The sequence below is a fragment of the Gracilibacillus salitolerans genome (genome assembly GCF_009650095.1).
Taxonomy (GTDB): Bacteria; Bacillota; Bacilli; order Bacillales; family Amphibacillaceae; genus Gracilibacillus; species Gracilibacillus salitolerans.
The window spans coordinates 2,729,767-2,755,160 of sequence record NZ_CP045915.1 but is presented as its reverse complement, the minus strand read 5'-3'; the positions used below and the strand labels follow the sequence as shown (position 1 = coordinate 2,755,160).

At 35.5% G+C, this 25,394-nt stretch carries 30 protein-coding genes; 28 read left to right on the top strand and 2 right to left on the bottom strand.

All coding sequences use genetic code 11. The features are described from left to right. Window positions 1-185 precede the first annotated feature (185 nt). Window positions 186-581 (bottom strand): rhodanese-like domain-containing protein, encoded by a 396-nt coding sequence (locus GI584_RS13050; RefSeq protein WP_153791484.1) that lies wholly within the window; start codon window positions 579-581, stop codon window positions 186-188. A 177-nt stretch (window positions 582-758) separates the two neighbouring features. On the opposite strand from GI584_RS13050, the gene mntR reads away from it, so the two are divergent. Together mntR and GI584_RS13040 are read left to right on the top strand one after the other, a co-directional pair. Then, a complete protein-coding gene (mntR, locus tag GI584_RS13045; protein WP_100360248.1) occupies window positions 759-1,172 on the top strand; it encodes a transcriptional regulator MntR in 414 nt (137 codons plus the stop codon). 69 nt (window positions 1,173-1,241) lie between these two features. After that, a complete protein-coding gene (locus tag GI584_RS13040; protein WP_153791483.1) occupies window positions 1,242-2,135 on the top strand; it encodes a patatin-like phospholipase family protein in 894 nt (297 codons plus the stop codon). 15 nt (window positions 2,136-2,150) lie between these two features. Here GI584_RS13040 and GI584_RS13035 read toward each other — a convergent pair whose 3' ends face one another. Then, complete coding sequence (locus GI584_RS13035; RefSeq protein WP_100360250.1) at window positions 2,151-2,540, bottom strand: SA1362 family protein; 390 nt, start codon at window positions 2,538-2,540, stop codon at window positions 2,151-2,153. Between the two features lie 231 nt (window positions 2,541-2,771). Here GI584_RS13035 and GI584_RS13030 point away from each other — a divergent pair, with 231 nt between their 5' ends. From GI584_RS13030 to spoIVB, 26 genes are all read left to right on the top strand, one after another. Further along, the gene (locus tag GI584_RS13030; protein ID WP_228552427.1) at window positions 2,772-3,251 is read left to right on the top strand and encodes a YqhR family membrane protein; all 480 of its coding nucleotides are present in this window, start codon (window positions 2,772-2,774) and stop codon (window positions 3,249-3,251) included. Between the two features lie 51 nt (window positions 3,252-3,302). Continuing rightward, window positions 3,303-3,737: a type II 3-dehydroquinate dehydratase gene (gene aroQ / locus GI584_RS13025; protein ID WP_100360252.1), complete on the top strand. Its 435-nt coding sequence runs from the start codon at window positions 3,303-3,305 to the stop codon at window positions 3,735-3,737. A 16-nt stretch (window positions 3,738-3,753) separates the two neighbouring features. Then, entirely contained in the window at window positions 3,754-4,824 is a 1,071-nt protein-coding gene (locus GI584_RS13020) for a M24 family metallopeptidase (RefSeq protein ID WP_100360253.1), read from the top strand. Window positions 4,825-4,845: 21 nt separating this feature from the next. Further along, a complete protein-coding gene (efp, locus tag GI584_RS13015; RefSeq protein WP_100360254.1) occupies window positions 4,846-5,403 on the top strand; it encodes an elongation factor P in 558 nt (185 codons plus the stop codon). Window positions 5,404-6,071: 668 nt separating this feature from the next. Continuing rightward, window positions 6,072-6,989: a stage III sporulation protein AA gene (spoIIIAA, locus tag GI584_RS13010; RefSeq protein WP_100360255.1), complete on the top strand. Its 918-nt coding sequence runs from the start codon at window positions 6,072-6,074 to the stop codon at window positions 6,987-6,989. After that, window positions 6,986-7,501, top strand: a complete 516-nt coding sequence (spoIIIAB, locus tag GI584_RS13005; RefSeq protein WP_100360256.1) for a stage III sporulation protein SpoIIIAB — start codon at window positions 6,986-6,988, stop codon at window positions 7,499-7,501. Before spoIIIAA ends, spoIIIAB begins: the two co-directional genes overlap by 4 nt. A gap of 14 nt (window positions 7,502-7,515) precedes the next feature. After that, window positions 7,516-7,722, top strand: coding sequence for a stage III sporulation protein AC (gene spoIIIAC / locus GI584_RS13000; protein ID WP_018934528.1), 207 nt, complete (start codon window positions 7,516-7,518; stop codon window positions 7,720-7,722). 6 nt (window positions 7,723-7,728) lie between these two features. Next, the gene (spoIIIAD, locus tag GI584_RS12995) at window positions 7,729-8,121 is read left to right on the top strand and encodes a stage III sporulation protein AD (RefSeq protein ID WP_100360257.1); all 393 of its coding nucleotides are present in this window, start codon (window positions 7,729-7,731) and stop codon (window positions 8,119-8,121) included. A gap of 15 nt (window positions 8,122-8,136) precedes the next feature. Beyond that, complete coding sequence (gene spoIIIAE / locus GI584_RS12990) at window positions 8,137-9,300, top strand: stage III sporulation protein AE (protein WP_153791482.1); 1,164 nt, start codon at window positions 8,137-8,139, stop codon at window positions 9,298-9,300. A 9-nt stretch (window positions 9,301-9,309) separates the two neighbouring features. After that, window positions 9,310-9,924 carry a stage III sporulation protein AF gene (gene spoIIIAF, locus GI584_RS12985; protein ID WP_325063432.1) on the top strand — a complete coding sequence of 205 codons (615 nt, stop codon included), beginning with the start codon at window positions 9,310-9,312 and terminating at the stop codon, window positions 9,922-9,924. Between the two features lies 1 nt (window position 9,925). Beyond that, entirely contained in the window at window positions 9,926-10,570 is a 645-nt protein-coding gene (spoIIIAG, locus tag GI584_RS12980; protein ID WP_100360260.1) for a stage III sporulation protein AG, read from the top strand. Between the two features lie 21 nt (window positions 10,571-10,591). After that, complete coding sequence (locus GI584_RS12975) at window positions 10,592-11,197, top strand: SpoIIIAH-like family protein (protein ID WP_153791481.1); 606 nt, start codon at window positions 10,592-10,594, stop codon at window positions 11,195-11,197. 167 nt (window positions 11,198-11,364) lie between these two features. After that, the gene (gene accB, locus GI584_RS12970; protein ID WP_153791480.1) at window positions 11,365-11,862 is read left to right on the top strand and encodes an acetyl-CoA carboxylase biotin carboxyl carrier protein; all 498 of its coding nucleotides are present in this window, start codon (window positions 11,365-11,367) and stop codon (window positions 11,860-11,862) included. Window positions 11,863-11,874: 12 nt separating this feature from the next. Then, on the top strand, window positions 11,875-13,230 hold the full coding sequence (gene accC / locus GI584_RS12965) for an acetyl-CoA carboxylase biotin carboxylase subunit (RefSeq protein ID WP_153791479.1): 1,356 nt from the start codon (window positions 11,875-11,877) through the stop codon (window positions 13,228-13,230). Between the two features lie 30 nt (window positions 13,231-13,260). Next, window positions 13,261-13,659, top strand: coding sequence for an Asp23/Gls24 family envelope stress response protein (locus GI584_RS12960; RefSeq protein WP_100360264.1), 399 nt, complete (start codon window positions 13,261-13,263; stop codon window positions 13,657-13,659). A 195-nt stretch (window positions 13,660-13,854) separates the two neighbouring features. Next, on the top strand, window positions 13,855-14,235 hold the full coding sequence (nusB, locus tag GI584_RS12955) for a transcription antitermination factor NusB (RefSeq protein WP_100360265.1): 381 nt from the start codon (window positions 13,855-13,857) through the stop codon (window positions 14,233-14,235). 12 nt (window positions 14,236-14,247) lie between these two features. Continuing rightward, a complete protein-coding gene (gene folD, locus GI584_RS12950; RefSeq protein ID WP_100360266.1) occupies window positions 14,248-15,105 on the top strand; it encodes a bifunctional methylenetetrahydrofolate dehydrogenase/methenyltetrahydrofolate cyclohydrolase FolD in 858 nt (285 codons plus the stop codon). A gap of 109 nt (window positions 15,106-15,214) precedes the next feature. Then, on the top strand, window positions 15,215-16,564 hold the full coding sequence (gene xseA / locus GI584_RS12945) for an exodeoxyribonuclease VII large subunit (protein ID WP_100360267.1): 1,350 nt from the start codon (window positions 15,215-15,217) through the stop codon (window positions 16,562-16,564). Next, window positions 16,561-16,797, top strand: coding sequence for an exodeoxyribonuclease VII small subunit (gene xseB / locus GI584_RS12940; RefSeq protein ID WP_100360268.1), 237 nt, complete (start codon window positions 16,561-16,563; stop codon window positions 16,795-16,797). The genes xseA and xseB overlap by 4 nt, the downstream gene beginning before the upstream one ends. Next, a complete protein-coding gene (locus tag GI584_RS12935) occupies window positions 16,798-17,682 on the top strand; it encodes a polyprenyl synthetase family protein (RefSeq protein ID WP_153791478.1) in 885 nt (294 codons plus the stop codon). A gap of 697 nt (window positions 17,683-18,379) precedes the next feature. Then, entirely contained in the window at window positions 18,380-18,958 is a 579-nt protein-coding gene (locus tag GI584_RS12930; protein ID WP_100360270.1) for a hypothetical protein, read from the top strand. 35 nt (window positions 18,959-18,993) lie between these two features. Beyond that, entirely contained in the window at window positions 18,994-20,892 is a 1,899-nt protein-coding gene (gene dxs, locus GI584_RS12925; protein WP_153791477.1) for a 1-deoxy-D-xylulose-5-phosphate synthase, read from the top strand. Window positions 20,893-20,898: 6 nt separating this feature from the next. Then, a complete protein-coding gene (locus GI584_RS12920; RefSeq protein ID WP_100360272.1) occupies window positions 20,899-21,720 on the top strand; it encodes a TlyA family RNA methyltransferase in 822 nt (273 codons plus the stop codon). Window positions 21,721-21,783: 63 nt separating this feature from the next. Beyond that, window positions 21,784-22,233, top strand: coding sequence for a transcriptional regulator AhrC/ArgR (gene ahrC / locus GI584_RS12915; protein WP_100360273.1), 450 nt, complete (start codon window positions 21,784-21,786; stop codon window positions 22,231-22,233). Window positions 22,234-22,246: 13 nt separating this feature from the next. Further along, a complete protein-coding gene (recN, locus tag GI584_RS12910; protein ID WP_153791476.1) occupies window positions 22,247-23,962 on the top strand; it encodes a DNA repair protein RecN in 1,716 nt (571 codons plus the stop codon). 135 nt (window positions 23,963-24,097) lie between these two features. Continuing rightward, window positions 24,098-25,384 (top strand): SpoIVB peptidase, encoded by a 1,287-nt coding sequence (spoIVB, locus tag GI584_RS12905; RefSeq protein ID WP_100360275.1) that lies wholly within the window; start codon window positions 24,098-24,100, stop codon window positions 25,382-25,384. The last annotated feature ends 10 nt before the right edge of the window (window positions 25,385-25,394 follow it).

The window sequence follows — 25,394 nt, the reverse complement described above, 5'->3', positions numbered from 1 at the left end:
CTTATTAAGTAAAATTACGGTTATAAGCACCCTCTTCATAATTGAATATAAAGTGAGACTTCCCTCAGTGGGGTCTTCTCGCCCAAAAAAGATAGAAGTTAGTAAATATTAATTTGTAATATAAGATATAATTCAATTATATGATTAAGAAATAAAAAAAGCCGAGTTTAGCACTCGACTTTTGCTTAATAATCCAATCTTTTGGTTTTCTTAATTTTGCCTGTCCATTTTTTGTATCCGCCCTGTAATTGATAGAGGTCTTTATATCCTTGTTTATCCAGGATTAATGCCGCTCTCATGGAGCGTGAACCATTCTGGCAATAAAGATAAACAGGTTTATCTTTTCTCAATTCTGTTAAACGTTGTTTTAATTGCGTTAACGGAATGTTTCTGGCACCAAGAATGTGACCACCATCATATTCCTTCGGTTCTCTTACATCTATAAGCTGAGCTTTACGATATCCTTCACGAAATTCTTTATCCGTTAGGGCTTTTAGTATTTTTTTTTGTTTAAAATAACGGTATACGGTGAATAGAATAAAGGCAATTAATATACCAATTAGAATGTATAATTCTGTCATTTTTTTGAATCCCCCAATGTTTTTCTATTAAATCCTCTAAAAAGGATTATACCATTTAATAGTATGAAATAAAGAAAAAAATTTTGAAAGTTGGATTTTAAGAAAGATATCTTGTCTCACCTGTCATTCTATTGTATGCTTTTATTTACATAATATATATAGTAATGGAGGATGTATATGCCTACACCTACAATGGAAGATTACATAGAACAAATTTATATCTTAATGGAAACTAAAGGATATGCAAGAGTATCGGCGATAGCTGAAGCTTTGCAAGTACAACCGTCATCTGTGACGAAAATGGTACAAAAATTAGACAGGGATGACTATTTAAATTATGAAAAGTACCAAGGACTTATCTTAACTTCGAAAGGCAAAAAAGTAGGAGAAAGATTAGTATATCGTCATGAATTATTGGAGAAATTTCTAAGGATTATTGGTGTTGACGAAGAGAATATTTACACTGATGTTGAAGGAATAGAACATCATCTGAGTTGGAATTCCATTGATCGTATTGGTAATGTTGTGCAATTTTTAGAAGATCCTGAACGCGTCAGCGAGTTAAAGGATTTCCAGTCTAAAAAGGATTAGCTTAACAAGTTCTATCTACTGGTACAGATGTATATATATAATGTGATACCAGTTAGATAGGGTGATATCATGAAAATTGACGGGGTTTTCTCAGGTGGGGGTGTTAAAGCTTTTGCATTTTTAGGTGCGTTCCAGGCATTTGAAGAAAAGAATATACAGTTTGAAAGAGTAGCTGGTACATCTGCTGGAGCCCTATTGGCAACGTTTATTGCGGCTGGTTATACAGCAAAAGAAATGAAAGATATTTTTTTAGAGTTACCACTTGATAATTTCCTTGATCAATCGAAATGGAGTAGTATGATCCCTTTTTTAAAATGGCTAACATTATATAACACCATGGGATTATATCGAGGTAATTATTTTGAAGATTGGTTGAATGAAAAACTGCAGGATAAAGGATTGACCTCTTTCTCAGATCTGCCGGCTGAAAAACTAAAGATTGTTGCAGCAGATTTAACGTTAAATCGTGTTGTGGTCTTTCCGGATGATCTAATGAAAAATTATCATATTGAACCAAGTTATTTTCCCATCGCAAGAGCAGTCCGTAGCAGTATCTCCATCCCTTATTTTTTCCGCCCTTCTAAAATTATAAATCCTCTAACAAGACAAAGAAGCATTATTGTCGATGGCATGATTTTAAGTAATTTCCCATTATGGTTATTTGAAAGAGGTAATAATAAACGCGAACGTCCGATATTAGGAATGCAATTAACAGATCCTGCACAATATTATTATAATCAAAAAATTAAAAATTCTATTGATATGTTAAAGGCAGTTATAGGGACGATGAGAAAAGCCTATGATACGAGATATATTGAAGAAAATGTAGCGAAAGATATTTTATTTTTTCCTATTGACGATGTCAGTGCTACAGATTTTAATATTTCATTGAAAAAAAAACATGAATTAATGGAATTAGGTTATCAACGGACTTTGCAATTTTTATCTAAGTGGTCAATATAAAAAGAACAGAGCGTGTTATAATGACGCTCTGTTCTTTTTCTTTTGTTTATTTCCCTCAATGACCCTCAGGTGCGTGTGATTCTTTCTAGTTTTTAAAGGTCGTGTAGATTTCTTGGTCACTACATTATGTTTGACTGGACTAGGTTGCATACGATTATTTTTCTGTTGGTATTTATATTTTTGTTTCGATTGTTTCACAGCTTTCCGGTATTTTCTTAGTTCATTTGGTGTTCGTCTTCTTAGAAAGAAGAAATACACTAAACCAAAAACCGCTGCACCAATTACCAAGGATATAAATAGAAATTTAAGTAAACCGAGTGTGTCTGTGATTAAGAAAGAGATAAAACCGAACACAGCTAAACCGATTAAAGCATACACAGCGATAGAACCTATGTTTCGATTCATTTAAACGTCCTCCTTTATATTAAAGTATACACGAATTAAAGTCCTTTCTATAGTTATACCCGTTATTTGTTGGATTTTATACAAAATTTTTTTAAATACTTTATCAATGAAATTAAAGCGCTTTCTTTTATTGTATTAAAAAAAAAGCAAAATAACTAGATCTAAAAGTACATTTAGCATGAAAAAATTGATTTTGGTTAGCCTATTTTTGAGGTGATAATATTGAGACGTGTGAATAATAGAGGAAATCAAAAGGATAAAACTTCATTAATTCCCAAAACAATTAGTATCGGGTTTTTTGCTGGGCTTATTTGGGGGACGATAGCGGCGTTAGCCGGATATTTTAATTTTACCAAGGTAACTCCAAAAAGTTTTGTGTTACGTTCATGGTTGCAAACAACATGGTCTGATCAATGGTTAGGGGAAGTTATTTCTATATTAATTATAAGTTTATTATCCATAGGTTTAGCATTTCTATATTATATTATCTTAAAAAAGTTCCCAGGAATATTACCGGGCATATTGACTGGAATTGTCTTATGGTTTATTGTTTTTTGGTTATTTGAACCGATTTTCACGAACATACCACCCTTTTATATGTTAGATAGTGATACAGTAGTGACTACTGTTTGCTTATTTATTTTATATAGTGTATTTATCGGGTATTCTATTTCTTTTGCTTATCAGCAACATATTGATGAAAATAATTAACTAATTATGTTAATATGAGGAAGAAAGCTTGTTGGAGATGGAGTGAGGGAAATGGGGAACTTACTATTATTAAATGGTCCGAATTTAAATCGTTTAGGTAAAAGAGAACCTGAAGTATACGGCAGTGAGACATTACAGGATATTGAGAAAAATGTACGGAATGTGCTGGAACCGTATCAATATCAATTAGATGCCAAGCAGTCTAATCACGAGGGAGAGTTAATTGACTGGATCCATGAAGCAGAAGGAAAATATCATGGAATTATATTTAATCCTGGGGCATATACACATACAAGTATTGCATTAAGAGATGCGATTAGCTCTGTTACTGTTCCAGTTATTGAGGTACACATATCTAATGTACATAAAAGAGAGTCATTTCGTCATACTTCCATGTTAGCTCCAGTTTGTAGCGGACAAATTGTGGGCCTAGGTTCAACAGGATATCGATTAGCAGCGCTATATTTTTTAGAAAGTAATCTTTGAGAAAGGGGAGTTTAGGATGAAACGTCTTGAGAAACTAAGAAACTTAATTAAACAAGAAAAAATGGATGGATTATTAATCACCAGTTCGATTAACAGACAATACCTTACTGGTTTCACGGGTACGGCGGGTGTAGCACTTGTTACTAATAAAGATGCGTTCTTTGTTACCGATTTCCGCTACACTGAGCAAGCGAGTGAACAAGTAAAAGGATTTGATATTAAAGAACATAAAGGACCGATTCAAGACAAAATCGCGGAATTAATAGAGTTACTGCAGATTGAATCGGTTGGATTTGAAAAGAATGATCTGACTTACGGTCTATATGAAAAATATAATAAATCAGTAAAAGCAAAATTGATTCCCTCAGATGGACTAATTGAGAAATTACGCTTGATTAAAGATCAAGATGAGCTTAATATAATTAAAGATGCTTGTAAAATTGCCGATGATGCGTTTGACCATATTTTAGATTACATAAAACCGGGAATAAAAGAGATCGACATATCCAATGAATTAGAATTCTTTATGAGAAAGCAAGGTGCTACTTCATCAAGCTTTGATATTATTGTAGCCTCCGGTTACCGTTCTGCATTACCGCATGGTGTAGCATCATCAAAAGAAATTCAGTCAGGCGAATTAGTAACATTGGATTTTGGTGCGCTGTATAAAGGGTATGCCTCAGATATTACGAGAACGCTAGCTGTTGGCGATATATCAGAAGAATTAGAGACAATCTATAATACAGTTCTTCAAGCACAGTTAAAAGGTCTAGAAGGAATAAAGGCGGGAATAACTGCAAAAAAAGCTGATGCTTTAACAAGAGACCATATTGATCATAAAGGCTACGGTAAATACTTTGGTCACTCAACAGGTCATGGACTGGGATTAGATGTACACGAAATGCCAGGTTTATCATTTCGCTCTGATGCAGTGCTTGAACCAGGCATGGTAGTAACTGTTGAACCAGGTATCTATGTTCCAAACGTTGGGGGATGCCGAATTGAAGATGACATTTTAATAACGGAAGATGGCAATGAGCGATTGACGCATTCACCGAAGGACTTAATTCGCTTACCAGTATCGTAAACATTTTAGAGGAGGAATAAGATGATTTCAGTAAATGATTTTAAAACAGGTTTAACAATCGAAGTAGATGGAGGTATTTGGCAAGTGATGGAATTCCAACATGTCAAACCAGGTAAAGGTGCTGCATTTGTTCGTTCCAAATTACGTAACCTCCGTAGTGGTAATATCCAGGAAAAAACATTCCGTGGTGGGGAAAAAGTAAACAGAGCACATATTGAAAATCGTAAAATGCAGTACTTATATGCTTCTGGTGATGCTCACACATTTATGGATACCAATTCATTCGAACAAACAGAGCTACAAGCAAACCAGATTGAACGAGAACTACAATTTATTAAAGAAAATATGGAAGTAAATATTTTAACATATGAAGGAGAAACTATCGGGGTAGACTTACCTAATAACGTAGAACTTACTGTCACAGAAACAGAACCTGGAATTAAAGGTGATACAGCAAGTGGAGGAACCAAACCGGCAACACTAGAAACAGGATTATCCGTTCAAGTTCCTTTCTTTGTTAATGAAGGAGATGTACTAGTAATCTCCACTTCAGACGGTAAATACGTCTCTCGGGCTTAATATACGATAGAAAGAAAAACTACTAAGTGACATCACTTAGTAGTTTTCTTTTTGTACAGACGCCCCTTTTTTACAACTATCTAATAAACACACAACAAAGTTCATAATACATAAACTGCGACATAACTTCATAATAATTTGCTTTCTTCCAATCTTTTGGAGTTGAATTTAGATTCGTCGCTGTGGAAAAATACACCCGCTCCCTTTCACCCAAGGGCATATGTGCAACATCTACTCAAGCACAGCTTTCTTAGTGTTTTCTATGCCGTCGGGGAACGCTTCAGCTAGGGAATTCTTGAAATAACTCTAGCTCCCTTGCACCGAGGAAGCTTTGTGTGTGTCTACGAAGCTGAGCCTTTGGAAAGCTCAGTATTCTGCCGGAGCGGTATTCAAGCAATCTCTATGTAATGAATGGAAGAAAACCCCACTCTGAAAATCTCCATTAGTTCGCAATTGTTATCTACTAATACTTCATATGAAAGAAACGGGGACGGGGGATTTGTGTTCGGTTCTTTTGCTTTTTTATAGGCCATGGTATAAAGGTTTTTGCTTGAAGGACTTGGTAATTGGCCAAGTTTTTCATATGCTCTTATCTATCTTTGGTTATATCTATTAGTGTCTCGCATAGAATGTTTATAGAAATAGCTTATGGAAAAGAGGCAATGTTTATGGATAGCGTTTTGAAAATACTTCCCAACCATATCTCTGAACAAATTGACTTTTTCCTGGTAAAGGAAGATATAGATATACAGGAGATTAGACTAAGGGTGAATCAACCAATTGAATTAAATGATGGCAGACATGTAACGTGGTTAAAACAGACATTTTTCAGTCAATCAGATGCAAAAATGTTTCTAAACAAAATAAGTGACTTTTCTTTATATCGACTAGAAGAAGAGTTAAGACATGGATTTATTACAATACAAGGTGGTCACCGAATTGGTATTTCGGGTTCTGTTATATTAGAAAATAAACAAGTAAAGGCGATACATCACGTAAGTTCCTTTAATATTAGGATTGCTAAACCTCAATTCGGCATTATTCAGCCTTATCTATCTTATCTTATGACAGATACCATTCAAAACACATTAATCATAGGTCCTCCGCAATCAGGTAAAACTACATTTTTAAGAGATCTTGCCAATTATTGTGCAAGTGCTAGTTCGAAGCTGGAACTAAAAACTGCTATTGTCGATGAGCGGTCTGAAATATGTGCTTCTATTAATGGTGTCCCACAACATTTATTAGCACCAAGAATTGATGTATTAGATCGTTGTCCAAAGGCGGAAGGGATGATGATGTTTGTTCGTTCCATGTCACCTGATGTCATTATTGTTGATGAGATTGGAAGTGAGCGGGATGCAGAAGCAATTGATGAAGTCATCCATGCAGGTGTTCAACTAGTCTGTACCGCCCATGGAAGATCATTGTCTGATATTAGCCAACGACCAACGATTCAAAAGATACTCCAAAAAAACATATTTCAGAGATTTGTTGTCCTTTCGAACCAGAATCAGGCTGGAGAAGTAACAGAAATTTTAAATGATAAAGGACAACCTCTTTATCAAAGAAGTGTGATGCTATGATCAAACTTCTGGCATGTTTGTTCATCATAGGATCTTTAACTTGGATAGGACATGAGTATGCCAAAAACCTTGCTAATCGTCCCAGATTCATAAGATTATTCAAAAATGCATTACAAATACTAGAGGCTGAAATTGTTTATAGCCAGGCAACAATTAAGGAGTCTTTAACTATTGTAGCAGAACAAATTCCAAACCCGATTTCTACTCTTTTTAAGAATATTGCAGAAGATATTCAGCAAGATAAAGAGCAACTTTTTCCAATTTGGGAAAGGCACGTGGATAAGTTTTATCACAAACATCCGCTCCAATTAGAAGACAAAGAAATTCTTCAACAATTTGGCAGAACATTGGGACAGCATGATGTTATTCAGCAACAAAAATATATTCGTTTAACGATTAACCATTTAGAGAGAAAGCTGACAGAGGCAGAAGAAAAGAATCATCGCTATGGAAAAATGTCAAGAAGTGTTGGATTTCTGGTTGGTACATTTATCGTTTTACTCTTGCTATAGAGAGGAGATATCACGTGATTGGAGATACAAGTGTTTTATTTCAAATTGCAGGCATCGGAATTATCGTTGCGATGATTCATACTATATTAAAGCAAATGGGGAAAGAAGAGTATGCTCAATTTGTAAGTTTGGTTGGTTTTATTATCGTTCTATTATTTGTGCTTAACAGTATTTCGGATCTATTCCAGCAGATTAGAGCTGTATTTTTTCTAAAAGGATAATGGTTTATGGAAATCTTTGAAGTAATCAGTGTAGGAATTATAGCATCCGTACTATTTTTATTGTTAAAGGACAAGCAGCCCAGTATTGCTTTTCTAATTATTGTTCTAACCGTTCTCTATTTTTTCATTTTTGTCATTCAGTATGTGCAAGAAATTCTTCATCTCATTACTTATTTAGGTGATCAGGCAAATATTAATGAAGTATATATAAAGACGATACTTCAAATCATTGGGATATCTTATATTACAGAAATTGGAGCAAACATTGTGAAAGATGCTGGTTTAGAATCGGTAGCCGTCAAAATTGAAATGATAGGAAAAGTGTTTATCCTCATTTTAGCTATTCCAATATTCAAATCATTAATTGAAACGATAATAAATATTTTCCCGATCACATAGTTAGGAAGGATATACATGGGATTTACTAGAAAACTTAGTTTCATTATTGCACTTTTCTTTTTTATTATTCCAATACAACTTACAGCTGATGTCACCCATCAAACAGATGCCTACCAACAGATGATTGAAGGGAGTGAATTAGAGGGTTATTGGGATTATTTAGGAGATGAATATCAAGATGCACTTCCAGAACTTAATAAAGAAAATATATGGTCCATAGTAAAAGGAGAGGGAAGTCTCTCAATCAAAGAATGGTTAGAAGGATTTCTCCGCTTCTTCTTTTATGAGATTGTAGAGAATGGAAAGTTACTGGCGACATTAATGTTGCTAACATTATTTTGTTTGGTTTTACAAACCATTCAAAATGCTTTTGAAAAACAAGTCGTTAGTAAAGTGGCATACGCGATTGTATATACAATGCTGATTATTATAGCTTTGAAAAGCTTTCAACTGGCATCTAGTTATGTACTTGATACTGTGGAAATGGCCCAAAACTTTTTAATTTCCTTGTTGCCTTTGTTGTTAGGCATATTAGCTTCTCTTGGACACCTGGTTACAATATCTTTTTTTCATCCTATCATTATTTTTCTGATTCACACTAGTGTGTTTGTTATTTCCAAAATTGTCATACCATTAATCTTAATTTCAGCGATTCTTCAAATTGTAAGTACTATTAGTACAGAATATAAAGCAACAAAATTAGCAAATTTAATCAAAAATATAGCGATTAGCTTGATGGGGATCCTTCTGACGGTATTTCTTGGTGTAATATCAGTGCAAGGGGCGGCGAGTGCGATTCAAGATGGTATTGCGATGAAGACTGCTAAATTTGTAACCGGTAATTTTATCCCGGTAATTGGTAGGATTTTCACAGATGCCACTGATACTGTATTAAGTGCAACCATTTTAATTAAGAATGGTATTGGCATGATTGGTGTAGTGATTTTAATTGGTATCGTATTGTTCCCAGCGATCAAGATTTTTACTATCTCTTTGATGTATAAAGTAGCTACAGCCATTTTACAACCTATTGGTGATGGTCCAGTAATCGAATGTTTGGATATTATTGGGAAACATATTCTTTACCTATTTGCAGCGCTATTATTAGTTACATTTATGTTTTTCTTTACTATTGTAATTCTTATTATATCCAGTAATTTGACTATGATGGTGAGATAGGGGGGGAGAATCATTGAATACCTATCAGGTTGGATATTGCAAATTATTATCTATATGATTCTAGCAATGATAGTTGATCTCATTCTTCCCAGTTCCACACTCAAACAATATGTAAAATTAGTAGTGGGATTATTACTTATTTTAATTATTTTGCAACCATTGCTCTCTATTTTTAATGTGGATGTTCATAAAATGGTGGATCAACTAATTGTGACAAATAGTGACCCATCGGTTGAATCCAAAATAGAAAATGGAATGAATCAGCAGAAAAGTGAAATAGAACAGATACAAGCTGCATATGTATTAGAAGAGATGGTTGTCCAAATGGAAAATATAGTAGAGGAGGAGTTGCAAGAAACGTACAATTATCAAATTGCGGACCTGGAAGTAAATTGGGCGAGTCATCCGACTTCTGAAGAAAATGAGCTAGAGCGTATATATGTGCAACTTGCCATAAAGGATGATACTTCTGCCAGAGTTGAAGAGGTGAATATACAAATTGGCGACTCATTACCTCAAACTTCTGAATCTCCACCACAGGATATAACAGAAATAAAAAATTTCTTAGCTGAACAGTGGGGAGTTGAGGGAGATATAATTCATATCGGATGGAAGGAGGAATAAGGTGCCTAAATGGATGGAAAAGTTTTTGTCAAATCTAAAAGTGAAAGATAAAAAACCAACTAAAATGCAGTATATTGCTTTGCTCGTGTTAATAGCAGTTTTCATATTGTTAATTAGTAATGTATTCAGCTCCAATCAATCGGATAATCAATTAACGGATCCTCCAAGAATGATTGAATCATCATCAGGCAATGAAGAAAATGAAACATGGAAACAGTCAGATGTGTCTGATGCAACCTCAAAGATAGGGGATTTAGAGACAGCATATGAAACAAACCTAGTCCAATTACTCGAAAAAATTACAGGTGTATCAGGAGTAGAGGTCATGGTCAATCTTGATGCTACAAATGAACAAGTGTACGAGAAAAATTTAGTAATTGGTTCACAAATAACAAATGAATCAGATCAAAATGGTGGTACAAGAAAAATTGATGATGAAACTAGAGAACAAACCGTTGTTGTTATTCGTCAGGGCGAACAAGAAATTCCATTATTAGTCCAGACAAAAAAACCACAAGTAAGAGGTGTACTTGTAGTTGCGGATGGTGTGGACAACCTGGAAGTTAAAAAATGGGTATTAGAAGCCGTATCCAAAGTGTTGGATGTACCGGCTCATAGAGTTTCGGTTATGCCGAAAAACACATAGAATTATTAGGAGGGGAAAACTATGTTAAAAAAGCAAACAGTATGGTTATTAACGATGTTAAGTTTAATGATTGTGTTAAGTGTGTATTATCTGAATGCACCAACTGAAGGAGATTTGGCATATTTTGATGAAGATCAGGAGCAGGATCAAACGACATCATCATCCAATGTGGACCAATTAACGGATGAATCGATTTTAGAGGAGCAAGAAGAAACAGGAATGGAAGAAACAGAAATGGAAGAAACAGAAAACTTAAATACATCATCGATTAATTCGGACCAATATTTCGCAGCAGTCCGTATGGAAATTTCCAATCAAAGAAGTATGGAAAAAGAAAGACTGGAAGATATTGTTGCTTCAAGTGAAACAAGTTCAGACGAGAAGAATGAAGCTTATGAAGCAATGAAAGAAATAGAATCGTTAGATAAAAAAGAAAGTATTCTGGAGGGCACATTGAAATCTTTAAATGGTTATGAAGAAGTGCTTGTTCGCAATGTATCAGACAATAATGTCGTGATCACAGTTCAAGCTGACAGCCTTTCAACGACAGAAGCAAATGAGATAATTCAACATGCAAAAGATGAATTTGGGGAAATAAAAATTGATGTTAGCTATAAGCCAAGTTAATTCTAACATTTTTCGTTTCAATATATTTTGACTTGTCCTTGAGACTTCTCGAGGACTTTTTTTATTTTTACTTCAAAGGTTGCAGTTTTTATATCTATTGCGTAAAATGTTATAAGGAGTTATTAGTACCTGTTATTAATTGGAACAAATGTTGAAGGGGTGCAAAAATGTTAACAATACAAGAAATCAATCAATTAATTGACAAATTAGATCAATCGACTATTGAAGAATTCACTTACGAGGCTAATGGTGGTAAAATTAAACTGAAGAAAAATACAGGTGTTACTACAACACATGTAGCTCCACAACCTGTAGTACATTCGGAAGAAACAGTACCACAAGCAAAAGTGGAAGCAACAGCAAAATCAGAAATTCCAACTGAAGAAACTGAATCAAATGAAGAACCACAAGCAAAAGCGGATTATGATCACGAAATTGTCTCACCTATGGTAGGAACTTTCTATAGTTCACCATCACCAGATAAACCAGTATATGTTCAAGTTGGTGATCAAGTAAGTGATGATACCATTGTATGTATCGTAGAAGCGATGAAATTATTTAATGAAATTGAAGCAGATGTAACAGGAACGATAACAGAAATATTAGCAGAAAATGGTGAATTAGTGGAATATGGACAACCATTATTCCGAATTAAGAAGGCATAAGGGGATGACATTGTGATTAAGAAACTGTTAATTGCTAACCGTGGAGAAATAGCAGTCAGAATTATCCGATCTGCAAAAGAAATGGGAATAGACACGGTAGCAGTATACTCAGAAGCTGATAGTGATGCATTGCATGTACAGTTAGCGGATGAAGCTTATTGTATTGGACCGAAATTAAGCACGGACAGTTATTTAAACTTTACTAATATTATGAGTGTTGCAACATTAACTGATACCGATGCAATTCATCCTGGTTACGGATTCTTATCAGAGAATGCAGATTTTGCTGAGATCTGTGATGCGTGTAATATAACATTCGTTGGTCCTAGTGCCTATGCTATTCAAAAAATGGGTACAAAAGATGTAGCAAGAGAAACTATGAGAGAAGCTGGTGTGCCAGTAGTACCGGGTTCAAATGGTATCATTGAGGATGAAGAAGAAGGACTTAAGGTGGCCAAAGAAATAGGTTTTCCTGTTATTATTAAAGCAACTGCTGGTGGCGGGGGTAAAGGTATTCGTGTTGCCCGTACAGAGGAAGAATTAACAAAAGGTATCCGTGTAACCCAAAATGAAGCAGAAAAAGCATTTGGTAACCCAGGCGTGTATTTAGAAAAATTCATCGAAGATTTCCGTCATGTAGAAATCCAGGTTCTAGCAGATAATCATGGCAATGTAATACACCTTGGAGAACGCGATTGTACTGTACAAAGAAGGTTACAAAAATTAATTGAAGAAACACCATCTCCTGCAATTGATGAAGATATGCGTAAGACGATGGGTGAAGCTGCAGTTAAGGCTGCAAAAGCTGTGCAATACTCTGGTGCAGGAACAATTGAGTTTATTTTCGATCAAAAAGAAAATAAGTTTTATTTTATGGAAATGAATACTCGTATCCAAGTAGAGCATCCCGTTACTGAAATGGTTACAGGTGTAGATTTAATCAAGGAACAAATCAACATCGCCAATAATGACAAATTAAACTATAAACAGGAAGATATTACATTTAATGGTTGGGCGATGGAGTGCCGCATCAATGCAGAAAACCCTGAAAAAGATTTTATGCCGTCAGCAGGTAAGATAGAAATGTATTTACCACCTGGTGGTTTAGGCGTAAGGGTCGATTCAGCAGCATATCCTGGCTATCAAATTCCGCCATATTACGATTCGATGATTGCAAAATTAATTACCTATGGTAAAACAAGAAAAGAAGCGGTTGATCGAATGAAACGAGCACTGGATGAATTTGCCGTAGAAGGTGTTTATACTACAATCCCATTCCATCGAAAAATGATGGTACACCCTGTGTTTGTCGATGGTGATTTTAATACAAGTTTTTTAGAGAAATATAGTATAATGGAAGATGAGTAAGACTAATTTTAGTCAAAAGGGGTGTTTATCATGCCTGAAAACCAATTACTTAACGTGAGTGAATCTACTCCTTTAGGAAAAGTAGAAATTGCACCAGATGTATTAGAGGTGATTGCAGGTATTGCAACTACTGAAGTATCAGGTGTATCTAGCATGAGAGGTAACTTTGCAACAGGAGTAGCAGAACGATTAGGGAAGAAAGCACATGGTAAAGGAATTAAAGTAGAGCTCAAAGAAGACACTGTGTCTATTGATGTTTACATCGTTGTCGATTATGGCCATTCTGTTCCTACTGTCGCTGAAAAAATCCAATTGAATGTAAGGCAAGCAATAGAAAATATGACTGCCATTCAAATTAAAGAAATTAATGTGCATGTTGTTGGCGTTCAAATGGAACATGTAAATGATGAAAAAGAAGAGCAATATTAAAGGAATAAAAGTCCTACAGATTAATCTGTAAGGACTTTTATTCCTTTTCACAATGTTCCAAATAAGTAATCACCTTATCTTGATGGTATCAATTTTTTTTGTCGAGGGATGATAATATTTAATGGCATTCCAAAAGATAACATGGTATCATTTGAAAGTGAAGAATATGACCGTGATAAGGAGAAGTAGAAGTACATGAAACGAAGAACTGCACGTGAGAAATCATTACAAATTTTATTTTCGTTGGACACAGAGGAATATGATTTAGCAACTACCATTGAACATACATTAGATGAGAATGAACATGATTCGTTTATTTTGGACCTTGTGAATGGTGTTGCTGCAAATAAACAAGAAATTGACGAAAAAATCAAAGGACATTTAGAAAAATGGTCACTAGAAAGAGTAGCCATAGTAGAGAGAACGCTACTTCGTATGGCCGTTTACGAATTATTTTATATGAAAGATGCCCCCGAAAGTGTAGTAATCAATGAAGCAATTGAGATTGCTCATGTTTTCGGTGATGAAAAATCAGGTAAGTTTATCAATGGTGTATTATCAAAAATGATAAAATAAGGGGGAGATTTTGTGTCTGCAGAAGTTATTTACGGCAGTGAGTTAGCACAATCATTAAGAGATGAAATGAAGGAAGAAGTAATCGGTCTTCATAGTAAAGGAATTATTCCAGGGTTGACTGTAGTCTTGATCGGTGATGATCCTGCCTCGAAATCATACGTAAAAGGAAAGCAAAAAGCGTCTAATTATGTAGGAGTTGACTCAGAATTAATTGAATTACCAGATTCAACTACACAAGAGGAGTTATTATCCTTAATTGATACACTAAATAAAAAAGATTCGGTCCATGGAATCTTAGTTCAGTTACCCTTACCGGCACATATCGATGAAGAAGTAATCATAGAAGCTATTTCACCAGAGAAAGATGTCGATGGCTTTCACCCGATAAGTATTGGTCGTATGATGACTGGAAAAGATACCTTCTATCCATGTACACCATATGGTATTATTCAAATGATGAAATCAAAAAATATTTCATTAGAAGGAAAGCATGCTGTAGTAATTGGGAGAAGTAATATTGTAGGGAAGCCTGTAGGACAATTGCTTTTAAGTGAAAATGCAACAGTAACCTATTGCCATTCACGTACGAAAAATATGGAACAATACATAGCATCTGCTGACATCTTAATTGTTGCTGTCGGGAAAGCACATTTTATCAATGGTGATCATATAAAAGATGGTGCCATTGTTATTGATGTGGGTGTAAATAGAACTGAGGATGGCTCGCTTACGGGAGATGTTGACTTTGATTCTGCTAAGGAAAAAGCTAGCTATATCACTCCAGTTCCAAAAGGTGTTGGACCAATGACGATTACTATGCTAATGCATAACACCATTAAATCCGCTAAAAAAGCGAACGAATTATTATAAGAATTAACTTGTGTCACAGCTTCAGTTATTTTAATATGGAAAGAAAAGGTCATTCTTATCATTGGAATGACCTTTTCTTGCAAGAGAATTCATTCAAAGGGATGATGTTGTGGAAGATAAATATTTATCGGTGTCTGCACTAACAAAATACATAAAGAAGAAATTTGACGTAGACAGGCATCTTAATCACATTTGGTTACGAGGTGAAATATCGAATTTTAAGCACCATACCAGAGGTCATATGTATATGACAATTAAAGACGATCATGCCAGTATTCGTGCAGTAATGTTCCATAGACAGAATCAAGATCTATCTTTTCGACCAGAGGATGGCATGAAAGTATTAATAAGTGGTTATGTCAGTGTCTTTGAATCACAGGGACAGTATCAGTTATATATACAGGAATTACAGCCAGACGGAATCGGAGCACTTCATTTAGCTTTCGAACAATTAAAGAAAAAGCTCTCTAAGGAAGGAATTTTCGATCCAATACATAAAAAGACATTCCCGAAATACCCTGAGCATATTGCGGTATTGACTTCACCAACTGGGGCTGCTATCCGTGATATATTAACAACGATGGAAAGACGTTATCCTATTGCAAATGTCTTAATTATTCCTGTTTTAGTACAAGGGAAACAGGCACCAGCCTCTATCGTAAACGGTATTAAAAAAGCAAATCAAATCGATAGCTTGGACCTTATTATCGTGGGTCGTGGTGGCGGATCGTTAGAAGAATTATGGAGTTTTAATGACGAAGAAGTTGTCAGAGCAATCTTTCAATCAGAACTTCCCGTCATATCAGCTGTTGGACACGAAACAGATGTAACGATTAGTGATATGGTGGCTGATTTACGTGCGCCGACTCCAACAGCAGCCGCTGAATTAGCTGTGCCATCGCAACTAGAATTACTAGATAAACTTAAGAAAATGAATCAATTTATTGAGAACAATATTCGGAATAAGATAGAGCGCTCTCGTGAAAAGTTAGATTCAATGGAGAGTTCATATGTATTCAAATATCCTGAACGTTTAGTAGAAGAAAAAGAACAAAGACTTGACCGAGCAGTGGATCAGTTGACGAAACAATTACACCGTACAGTTCAAGTAAAAAGAGACTATTTTAAATATTTGGATCAACGTTATCAACGTCTAAATCTCGATAAACAGCTGGAAAAACAAAACGATCATGTACAAGATCTGTTAAAGCGGTTATATCGTGCAAGCAAACAACAGGTGGATCAGAAGGGAAATCTATTTAGTAAGAACTTAACACAGCTTAACTTATTAAATCCAACTCGCATTATGAGCAGAGGATATTCGATTACATATTCTGAGGAAAATGAAATTATTCGAAGTGTTAATCAGGTGGAAATGGATGATCAATTAACAATCCAACTTTCAGATGGTCTTGTAGAATGTAGAGCACAAGAAATTAGAAGGGGAGATAATAAATGAGTGAGGAAAAGAAAGAATTATCATTTGAAGAAGCGTTAGAACAATTGGAAACGATTGTCAATAAAATGGAAGAAGGGGAAGTTCCTTTAGAAAAGGCGATGGAGTATTATGCAGAAGGATCCAAATTATCAAAAATATGTCATGATAAATTAGTAAATGCCGAGAAACAAATGAAAGAAATTTTACGTGAGGATAATGAGCGTTCGAGCTTTGAAATTCAGGAGGAAAATTAAGTGGATCAATCATTACAAAATTTGTTAGATAAAGAACAACAACAATTAAATACCGCTTTAACGTCTTACATTTCAGAATTAGATATGCCGAATCGACTAAGAGAATCTGTTCTATATTCCATTCAAGCAGGAGGAAAAAGATTACGTCCGCTTTTGATGAAATTAACGTGTCAAGGATTAGGTGGAGATCCACAGAAGGTATATCCTGCTGCAGTTGCTTTAGAAATGATTCATACATACTCCCTGATACATGATGATCTTCCTTCTATGGATGATGATATGTACCGTAGGGGACAATTAACTAATCATAAAAAGTATGACGAAGCAACCGCTATCTTAGCTGGAGACGGTCTACTCACGAATAGTTTTCACGTTATTACTACTACTGATTTATATACAGATCAGGAGAAAGTTAACATTGTTGCCAAGTTATCGAAAGCAAGTGGATTAGAAGGAATGGTAGCCGGGCAATATTTGGATATGGAAGCAGAAAATCAGACTATTTCCATTTCAAAGCTGGAAAGAATTCATCATTTGAAAACAGGAAGACTTATTTCATTTGCAGTAGAAATTGGTGGACTCTTAGCGGGTGTATCATCAGAAAGAATGGAAATTTTAAAGAATTATGGGGATTATCTTGGCATCATATTTCAAATTCAAGATGATATTTTAGACATAGAGGGTGATCAAACACTTATTGGTAAGCGTGTTGGCAGTGATATTGATAATGAGAAAAGCACTTATCCAAGCATTCTAGGATTAGAGGGAGCTAAGCAATATAAAACTAAATATGTTAATGAGGCTGTTCGATGTTTGAAAGAGGTAGGTTTAGCAAATACAGATTTGGCCTTGATAAGTCATTATTTAAGCGAGCGAAACCAGTAATAATATTGTGAAAATACAAGAAACATGTTATATTTAAAGTATGTAAATGGGATGGTGCAGTATTCTAGTCAATCCTCCGTTTCTGAAGGCGGGCCTAAAAATCCGCCAAAGGGCACATCGATGAAGTTCCTTGTGTCGGCTTGAGGCGCCCAGCCTTGGGTCGATGCTGGGAGTTAAGGTTGAAGGGCGATCCACAAAGGCATGTGGGCGACGACCCTTCTTCCGCGGAGGCCCATCTCTGTATTTTATTCTTAGCCAAGAATGAAGTATGGAATGGGGTATGAACCTATGTAATAAGGGTCAGGGAATCCTTATTTGTAGCGTAGCCTGCCTTGAGTGGTGCGAAGGGGATTACAGGTAACAAAGTGTTCCTAACTGGATGGCCACTAGTTAAGGACATGTTTTTCTGTATGAAATTCGTACTGCAAAAGAGGCTAGGAAACGGTTAAGGGTTGTTGAGGAAATCTCCTAGACTGTTCCAAGTAAGGACATTTAAAAGGGATTATAGTGCGGACTGAGTGGTAATCCAGTCTAGCGTTGGGTGACTGCGCTAAGACAGGTTTAAAGGGGAACCGCCAGAGTGGCAACACTCGGTATCTGTCTGGGAAAACCTACTGGACCTAAGCCGCAGTTTTTACCTTGAAAATGACCATTCCATTCCTGTATACATAATGTAACCAATTAACGAGGTTTTTATATGAATAAACAACAACTGCAAAAGTCGATGAAATTTAGTTTAAGCATTGCCGTTATCACGTTTGTGTTAGCGGCTATTTTTTCAATAGTATCTTCATCCATCTTAAGTGGAGTAATGTCGATCATTGGATTAGTGATCGTATTTATTATTGTATTTATAGGCGTGTTTTTTGATATGCTAGGGATAGCAGCAACTGCTGCAGATGAAGTTCCATTTCATGCAATGGCAGCAGAGAGGGTAAGCGGTTCCAAACAAGCGATACAGATTGTCAGAAATGCAGATCGGTTTGCCAGCTTTTGTAATGATGTAATTGGAGATATTTCTGGTATAATAAGTGGAACAGCATCTGCTATCGTAGTACTGCAACTTTCGAATGGATTTGGATATGGTGAAGGGACCTCCTTTCATTTATCCTTAAACGTAATTCTTACAAGCCTTGTCGCCGCTTTAACTGTCGGTGGAAAGGCATTGGGTAAGTTTTTAGCCATTCATTCATCAACCAATATCATTTTTATTGTTGGTAAAATAATTGCATTTTTAGAAGAAAAATTTAAAATAAAAGTATTGTCTAATAAATAAGGCGAATCTTGAATAATAGTAGGGAGGATTCCTTCATGGATCTAACCAAGATAAAAAATCCAACATTTCTAAAACAATTAAACGCGGAAGAACTAGAAGTCTTAGCCGGTGAAATTCGTCAATTTTTGATTAAAAAATTATCCGTAACCGGTGGCCATTTAGGCGCTAATCTAGGAGTAGTAGAACTGACACTCGCGTTACACAAGCAATTTAATAGTCCGGAAGATAAATTAATCTTTGATGTCGGACACCAATCCTATATTCATAAAATGCTGACAGGGCGTACAGACCAATTTGATACGCTTAGACAGTATAAAGGACTGTGTGGTTTTCCTAAAATGACGGAAAGCGAACATGATGTTTGGGAAACAGGCCATAGTTCAACGTCACTATCAGCAGCTATGGGTATGGCGATCGCTCGTGATATGAAAAAAGATAGTAATTATGTTGTACCAATCATAGGTGATGGTGCTTTAACAGGTGGTATGGCGTTGGAAGCATTAAATCATATTGGTCATGAGAAGAAAAATATCACGGTTATTCTCAATGATAATGAAATGTCAATTGCAGGCAATGTCGGGGCATTACACAATGCATTGGGAAGGATGAGAAGTGCCGGAAAGTATAATCGTGTCAAGGATGAATTAGAAATCCTGTTAAAAAGAATTCCTGCGGTCGGTGGTATGATCGCTCAAACAGCAGAACGAGTAAAGGATAGTATGAAATATTTTATGGTTCCAGGTATGTTGTTTGAAGAATTCGGCTTTACTTATTTCGGACCGGTTGACGGTCATGATTTTAAAGATTTAGAAGAAAATATTGAATACGCTAAGAAAACACAAGGTCCTGTACTTGTTCATGTTATCACGCAAAAAGGAAAAGGATATTACCCTGCTGAATCAGATAAAAAAGATAAATGGCATGGTGTAGGTCCTTATAAAATTGACTCAGGTGAAAAAATTAAGCCTGCTAATGCAGCGCCCGCTTGGAGCCAAGTTGTAAGTGATACATTAGAAAATATTGCTGGACAAGAAGAACGACTTGCAGTGATCACACCCGCAATGATACTTGGCTCAAAGTTAGATAAATTTCAGGAAAAATATCCTGATCGTTTATTTGACGTAGGAATCGCAGAACAACATGCTACTACGTTATCAGCTGGCCTGGCAACGCAGGGTATGAAGCCTTTTCTTGCGATATATTCTACCTTCTTACAAAGAGCGTATGATCAATTAGTTCATGATGTCTGTCGCCAAAACTTGAATGTTGCATTTGGTATCGACCGTGCAGGACTAGTAGGGGCTGATGGTGAAACGCATCAAGGAGTTTTTGATATTGCCTTCTTACGCCATTTACCTAATATGGTGATTATGATGCCGAAAGACGAAAATGAGTGCCAACATATGGTGAACACAGCTATTTCTTATAATGAAGGTCCTATTGCTGTTCGCTTCCCAAGAGGAAACGGGTTAGGTGTAGAAATGGATCAAGAGTTAAAAACATTGCCTATTGGTAAATGGGAAGTGTTAAAACAAGGGACTGATGCAGTTATTTTAACGTTTGGAACTACGATTGCCATGTCTCTTGCAGCGAGTGAATATATGAAAAAACAAGGTATACATGTAGAAGTAATTAACGCAAGGTTTATTAAGCCGTTAGATGAACAAATGTTGCATGACAGAATGCGTAAAAATATCCCGATCTTAACTGTGGAAGAAGCAGTACTTAAAGGTGGATTTGGTTCTGCTGTTCTAGAGTTTGCAGAAGAAAATAGATATCACCCTCAAATGAAAAGAATGGGTATTCCTGATCAGTATATTGAGCACGGTAATGTGAAAGAATTGCTTGAAGAAATAAATTTGACAAAAGAGCAAATTGTTGTAGAACTAAAAAAATTATTAGCCGTAAGTAATGATGAGCAAAAAAGGGCATGATGAAGAATGAGTAAAAAAATTAGATTAGATCAATTAATAGTTGATCGTGGCTTGAGTGAATCTAGGGAGAAGGCAAAAAGAACAATCATGGCTGGTCTTGTCTTCTCTGAAGAACAACGCATGGACAAGCCTGGTACAAAGGTGAACATAGATATACCGATTGATATAAAAGGAAAGGCGATACCATACGTAGGACGTGGTGGATTAAAATTAGAAAAAGCGATTGAATATTTTTCGTTAGATTTAAATGGTAAAGTCATGGTTGATGTAGGTTCTTCTACTGGCGGATTTACCGATTGCGCATTACAAAACGGTGTCCATTTAAGTTATGCGATCGATGTTGGCTACAATCAATTAGATTGGAAATTACGAAATGATCCAAGAGTAGTTGTCATGGAAAGAACTAACTTTCGATACGTTACACCAGACATGCTAACAGAAGAGACACCCAATTTTGCTACAGTGGATGTTTCTTTCATATCTCTACGATTAATTCTACCACCCCTTTTCCATTTGTTATCATTAGACAGTCAAGCCGTTATCTTAATCAAACCTCAATTTGAAGCGGGAAGAGAACAAGTAGGTAAGAAAGGGATTGTAAGAGATCCTTCCGTGCACTTACAAGTATTAAGAAATATATTGTCTTTTGCGGAAGAAACAGGTTTTCAGATATTAGATGTGACATTTTCTCCAATTACTGGCGGTGATGGCAATATTGAATATCTAGGGTTATTGGGGAAATCAGATAGCGAGTTAAGTGAGGAAATCGACTTTTCGACTTTATCGGAAAAAGTAGTAACAGAATCCCACCAGGCATTAGATCGCTAGAATCGATTGGACTACCGTTAAGTAGTCCATTTTCATATGAACAATTAACCAGGAGGAAGAGCCATGAATAAAGCTCAACGACACATTAAAATTCGTGAGATCATTACAGAAAATGAAATTGAAACACAAGATGATTTAGTTGAGGAACTTAGAAGTCAAGGGTATGGCATTACTCAAGCAACTATTTCACGTGATATTAAGGAATTACATTTAGTGAAGGTTCCTACTACAGATGATAAATATAAGTATAGTTTGCCTGCTGATCAAAAGTTTAATCCATTAAACAAACTCAAACGATTTATTATGGATGCGTTTATTAGTTTAGATACAGCTACACATTTCATTGTCATGAAAACATTACCAGGGAACGCTCAGGCAATGGGAGCATTAATTGATAATTTAGGTTGGGAAGAAATTGTAGGGTGTATTTGTGGTGATGATACTATTCTTATCATTTGTAAGACAGCAGAAGAAGCAGATGAACTTAAAAACAAGTTTTTAGATATGTTATAAAGGTGGTGAGCATATGTTAACCGAATTATCCATTAAAAATTTTGCTATTATTGATGAACTTCATATTCCATTTCAAAATGGCCTAACGGTATTAACTGGTGAAACAGGTGCAGGTAAATCAATCATCATCGATGCGGTGGGTCTATTGATTGGTGGAAGAGGATCGGTTGAATATGTTCGACACGGCGAAAAAAAGGCAGAATTAGAAGGTTTGTTTATCATTGATGATACTGAGCACCCTGTTTATCAAAAGGCAAGGGAATTAGGAATTGAAATAATGGAGGATCATATGCTTGTTCTCCACCGAACAATTTCCCATTCAGGAAAAAGTATTTGCCGTATTAACGGGAAGTTGATTACTTTAGCTATATTGAAGGAAATTGGACAATCTGTCTTAGATATACATAGCCAACACGAAACACAAGCATTATTGAATCAGGATAAACATATGGAGTTGTTGGATTATTTTTATCAGTCCAAGCATGCCCATTTTAAGAAGCACTATCAAAAGTTATATCAGCAGTGGAAAGAACTTAAATATAAATATGAAGCCAACAATAAAAATGAACAGGAATTGGCTCAACGCATGGATTTGTTGGAATTTCAATTAAATGAAATTCAAAATGCTAACTTACAACCGAATGAAGATGAAGCTCTAACTGATGAACGTAATGAATTGCATCATTTTGAAACGATCCATAAAAACTTAAACGATGCCTATAACGCGTTGCATGGTGAACAAAAAGGTTTAGATTGGTTATCGCATGCTGCTAATAACCTTGAAGAGGCGGGAGAACATAATAAAGAAATTCAAACATTGCATCAACAATATGTTGACCATTATTACTTAATTGAAGAAATATCTTATCAAATTAGACAACACCTTGATCAAATGGATTATCAACCAGGACGGTTAGAATTAATTGAGTCAAGGTTGCATGAAATTGATCAATTGAAAAGAAAATATGGTCAGAATGTTGAAGAAATCATGACATATAGTGCTAAAATTGAAGAAGAGTTGGACGAAATAAAAAATCGAGATCAACATCTTGCAAATTTGGCAGAAATGGTACAGGAAGCAGCAAATGATTTATTGTTAGAAGCAAAAGAATTACACAACAATAGAAAAAAAGCTGCTAAACAACTAGAAAAAGCAGTTTTGACGGAACTAAAGGATCTTTATTTAGATAAAACAGATTTTCAAGTCGATGTATTCATTCCTAATAAAGAAAAAGGCATACCTTTTGAAGGGAAAAAAGTAACACCACATGAAGATGGGATGGATCAAGTGAAATTTTTAATTTCAACAAATCCCGGGGAACCCGTAAAAGAACTAGATCGGATTGCTTCAGGTGGTGAAATGTCAAGGATCATGCTAGCACTAAAAAATATTTTTTCAAAGCATCAAGGAGTTACAAGTGTTATATTTGATGAAGTAGATACAGGAGTTAGTGGACGAGTAGCGCAGTCAATGGCTGATAAAATTTATAATATTTCAATCGGATCACAAGTCCTTTGTATTACACATTTACCTCAGGTAGCTTCCATTGCTGATACACAATTAAAAATTGAAAAAGTTATAACAGGAAACAGGACACATACAACGATCCAAGAATTATCTTTTGAGGAACGAATTGATGAAATTGGAAAGATGATTACAGGTGCTGAATTAACAGATACATCTAGAACGCATGCAAAAGAATTAATTGAAATGAATCATAAAAAATAATATCCCGGCAAATCATTTCTACAAGTGGAAAACTTCACCCGATTTTGTTATGTTTAACGGGTTTAAAAAGCCCTCCTTAAGGTCAAATTAATGATACAGATCAAAAATAGTCTGTACTACAAGGAGGGCGATGTTGTGAAAAATGATTATATAAGAAAAAGTATAGGATTAATACTCCTTGTCATATTATTTGTACTCCCATGGTATTCACCATTTCAAATATACCTTTCCATCCCAAACCAGATTAAAACCTTTTCTCAGTCAGAATCGGTTCCATTACCAACATTAGGTGATAATGTCACGGTATCCGCAATGAATGGAGAATCTGTTCATTATGCTACAGATTTAATGAATTATTCAATTGAAGACAGTGGAAGTGATGAAGTCACATATACTTTAGGACAAGTGCCAGTAAAAAAAGTCAATGTCGAAGTATATGATGATTTCCGTATTATTCCTGGTGGTCAGTCGATAGGAATTAATCTGCAAACCCAAGGAGTATTAGTAGTTGGACACCATTTAGTAACAACTGATGATGGGACAAAATCTCCAGGTGAAGAGGCAAATATTCAAGTCGGAGATAGTATCGTATCGATCAATGATAAATCCATTTCAGACATGGAAGAAGTAGCACCGATAGTCAAGGAAGCCGGTGAGAATAATAAACCATTAGATGTAGAAATTAAACGTGGAAAGCAGACCATTGAAACGGATCTAACACCTCAATATGATATCAAAGAAGAGGATTACCGTATCGGATTATACATTCGTGATTCAGCTGCGGGTATCGGGACCATGACTTTTTATGATCCAAATACAGAAAAATATGGTGCGTTAGGACATATTATTTCAGACATGGACACAAGAAAGCCGGTAGAAATCAATGATGGATCCATTGTCCGTTCCGAAATAACTGATATTAAAAAAGGTGAAAATGGAGTTCCAGGTGAAAAGCGAGCAGATTTTAAATTCAATGATGTTCAATTAGGTAATATAACCAAAAATTCACCTTTCGGTATTTTTGGTACATTAAAAGAGCTACCTGAAAAAGGAAAGTGGTCAGAACCGATGCCAATAGCTTTACCAAATGAAGTAGAAGAAGGACCAGCTCAAATATTAACCGTTATAGATGGGGAAAAAGTGGAAGCATTTGATGTAGAGATTGTTAACAGTGTTGAACAATCAGCTCCTGCAACCAAAGGGTTAATATTAGAAATAACAGATAAGCGATTATTAGATGCAACTGGAGGAATAGTACAAGGAATGAGCGGTAGCCCAATTATCCAAAATGATAAAATTATTGGCGCGGTTACTCATGTTTTTGTTAATGATCCAACTAGCGGGTATGGTGTACACATCGAATGGATGTTGAATGAAGCAGGGATAAATATTTACAAGCAAGAGAATAAAAAAGCAAGTTAATCCAAAAGAA

Coding starts and splice junctions, on each gene's coding strand:
- mntR (WP_100360248.1), top strand. CDS start 759: ATGCCTACACCTACAATGGAAGATTACATAGAACAAATTTATATCTTA.
- spoIIIAD (WP_100360257.1), top strand. CDS start 7,729: ATGGAAATCTTTGAAGTAATCAGTGTAGGAATTATAGCATCCGTACTA.
- spoIIIAA (WP_100360255.1), top strand. CDS start 6,072: ATGGATAGCGTTTTGAAAATACTTCCCAACCATATCTCTGAACAAATT.
- accB (WP_153791480.1), top strand. CDS start 11,365: ATGTTAACAATACAAGAAATCAATCAATTAATTGACAAATTAGATCAA.
- recN (WP_153791476.1), top strand. CDS start 22,247: ATGTTAACCGAATTATCCATTAAAAATTTTGCTATTATTGATGAACTT.
- GI584_RS13035 (WP_100360250.1), bottom strand. CDS start 2,540: ATGAATCGAAACATAGGTTCTATCGCTGTGTATGCTTTAATCGGTTTA.
- efp (WP_100360254.1), top strand. CDS start 4,846: ATGATTTCAGTAAATGATTTTAAAACAGGTTTAACAATCGAAGTAGAT.
- GI584_RS13040 (WP_153791483.1), top strand. CDS start 1,242: ATGAAAATTGACGGGGTTTTCTCAGGTGGGGGTGTTAAAGCTTTTGCA.
- GI584_RS12975 (WP_153791481.1), top strand. CDS start 10,592: ATGTTAAAAAAGCAAACAGTATGGTTATTAACGATGTTAAGTTTAATG.
- GI584_RS12960 (WP_100360264.1), top strand. CDS start 13,261: ATGCCTGAAAACCAATTACTTAACGTGAGTGAATCTACTCCTTTAGGA.
- xseB (WP_100360268.1), top strand. CDS start 16,561: ATGAGTGAGGAAAAGAAAGAATTATCATTTGAAGAAGCGTTAGAACAA.
- spoIIIAB (WP_100360256.1), top strand. CDS start 6,986: ATGATCAAACTTCTGGCATGTTTGTTCATCATAGGATCTTTAACTTGG.
- dxs (WP_153791477.1), top strand. CDS start 18,994: ATGGATCTAACCAAGATAAAAAATCCAACATTTCTAAAACAATTAAAC.
- GI584_RS12920 (WP_100360272.1), top strand. CDS start 20,899: ATGAGTAAAAAAATTAGATTAGATCAATTAATAGTTGATCGTGGCTTG.
- GI584_RS12930 (WP_100360270.1), top strand. CDS start 18,380: ATGAATAAACAACAACTGCAAAAGTCGATGAAATTTAGTTTAAGCATT.
- GI584_RS13020 (WP_100360253.1), top strand. CDS start 3,754: ATGAAACGTCTTGAGAAACTAAGAAACTTAATTAAACAAGAAAAAATG.
- nusB (WP_100360265.1), top strand. CDS start 13,855: ATGAAACGAAGAACTGCACGTGAGAAATCATTACAAATTTTATTTTCG.
- GI584_RS13050 (WP_153791484.1), bottom strand. CDS start 581: ATGACAGAATTATACATTCTAATTGGTATATTAATTGCCTTTATTCTA.
- spoIIIAE (WP_153791482.1), top strand. CDS start 8,137: ATGGGATTTACTAGAAAACTTAGTTTCATTATTGCACTTTTCTTTTTT.
- ahrC (WP_100360273.1), top strand. CDS start 21,784: ATGAATAAAGCTCAACGACACATTAAAATTCGTGAGATCATTACAGAA.
- aroQ (WP_100360252.1), top strand. CDS start 3,303: ATGGGGAACTTACTATTATTAAATGGTCCGAATTTAAATCGTTTAGGT.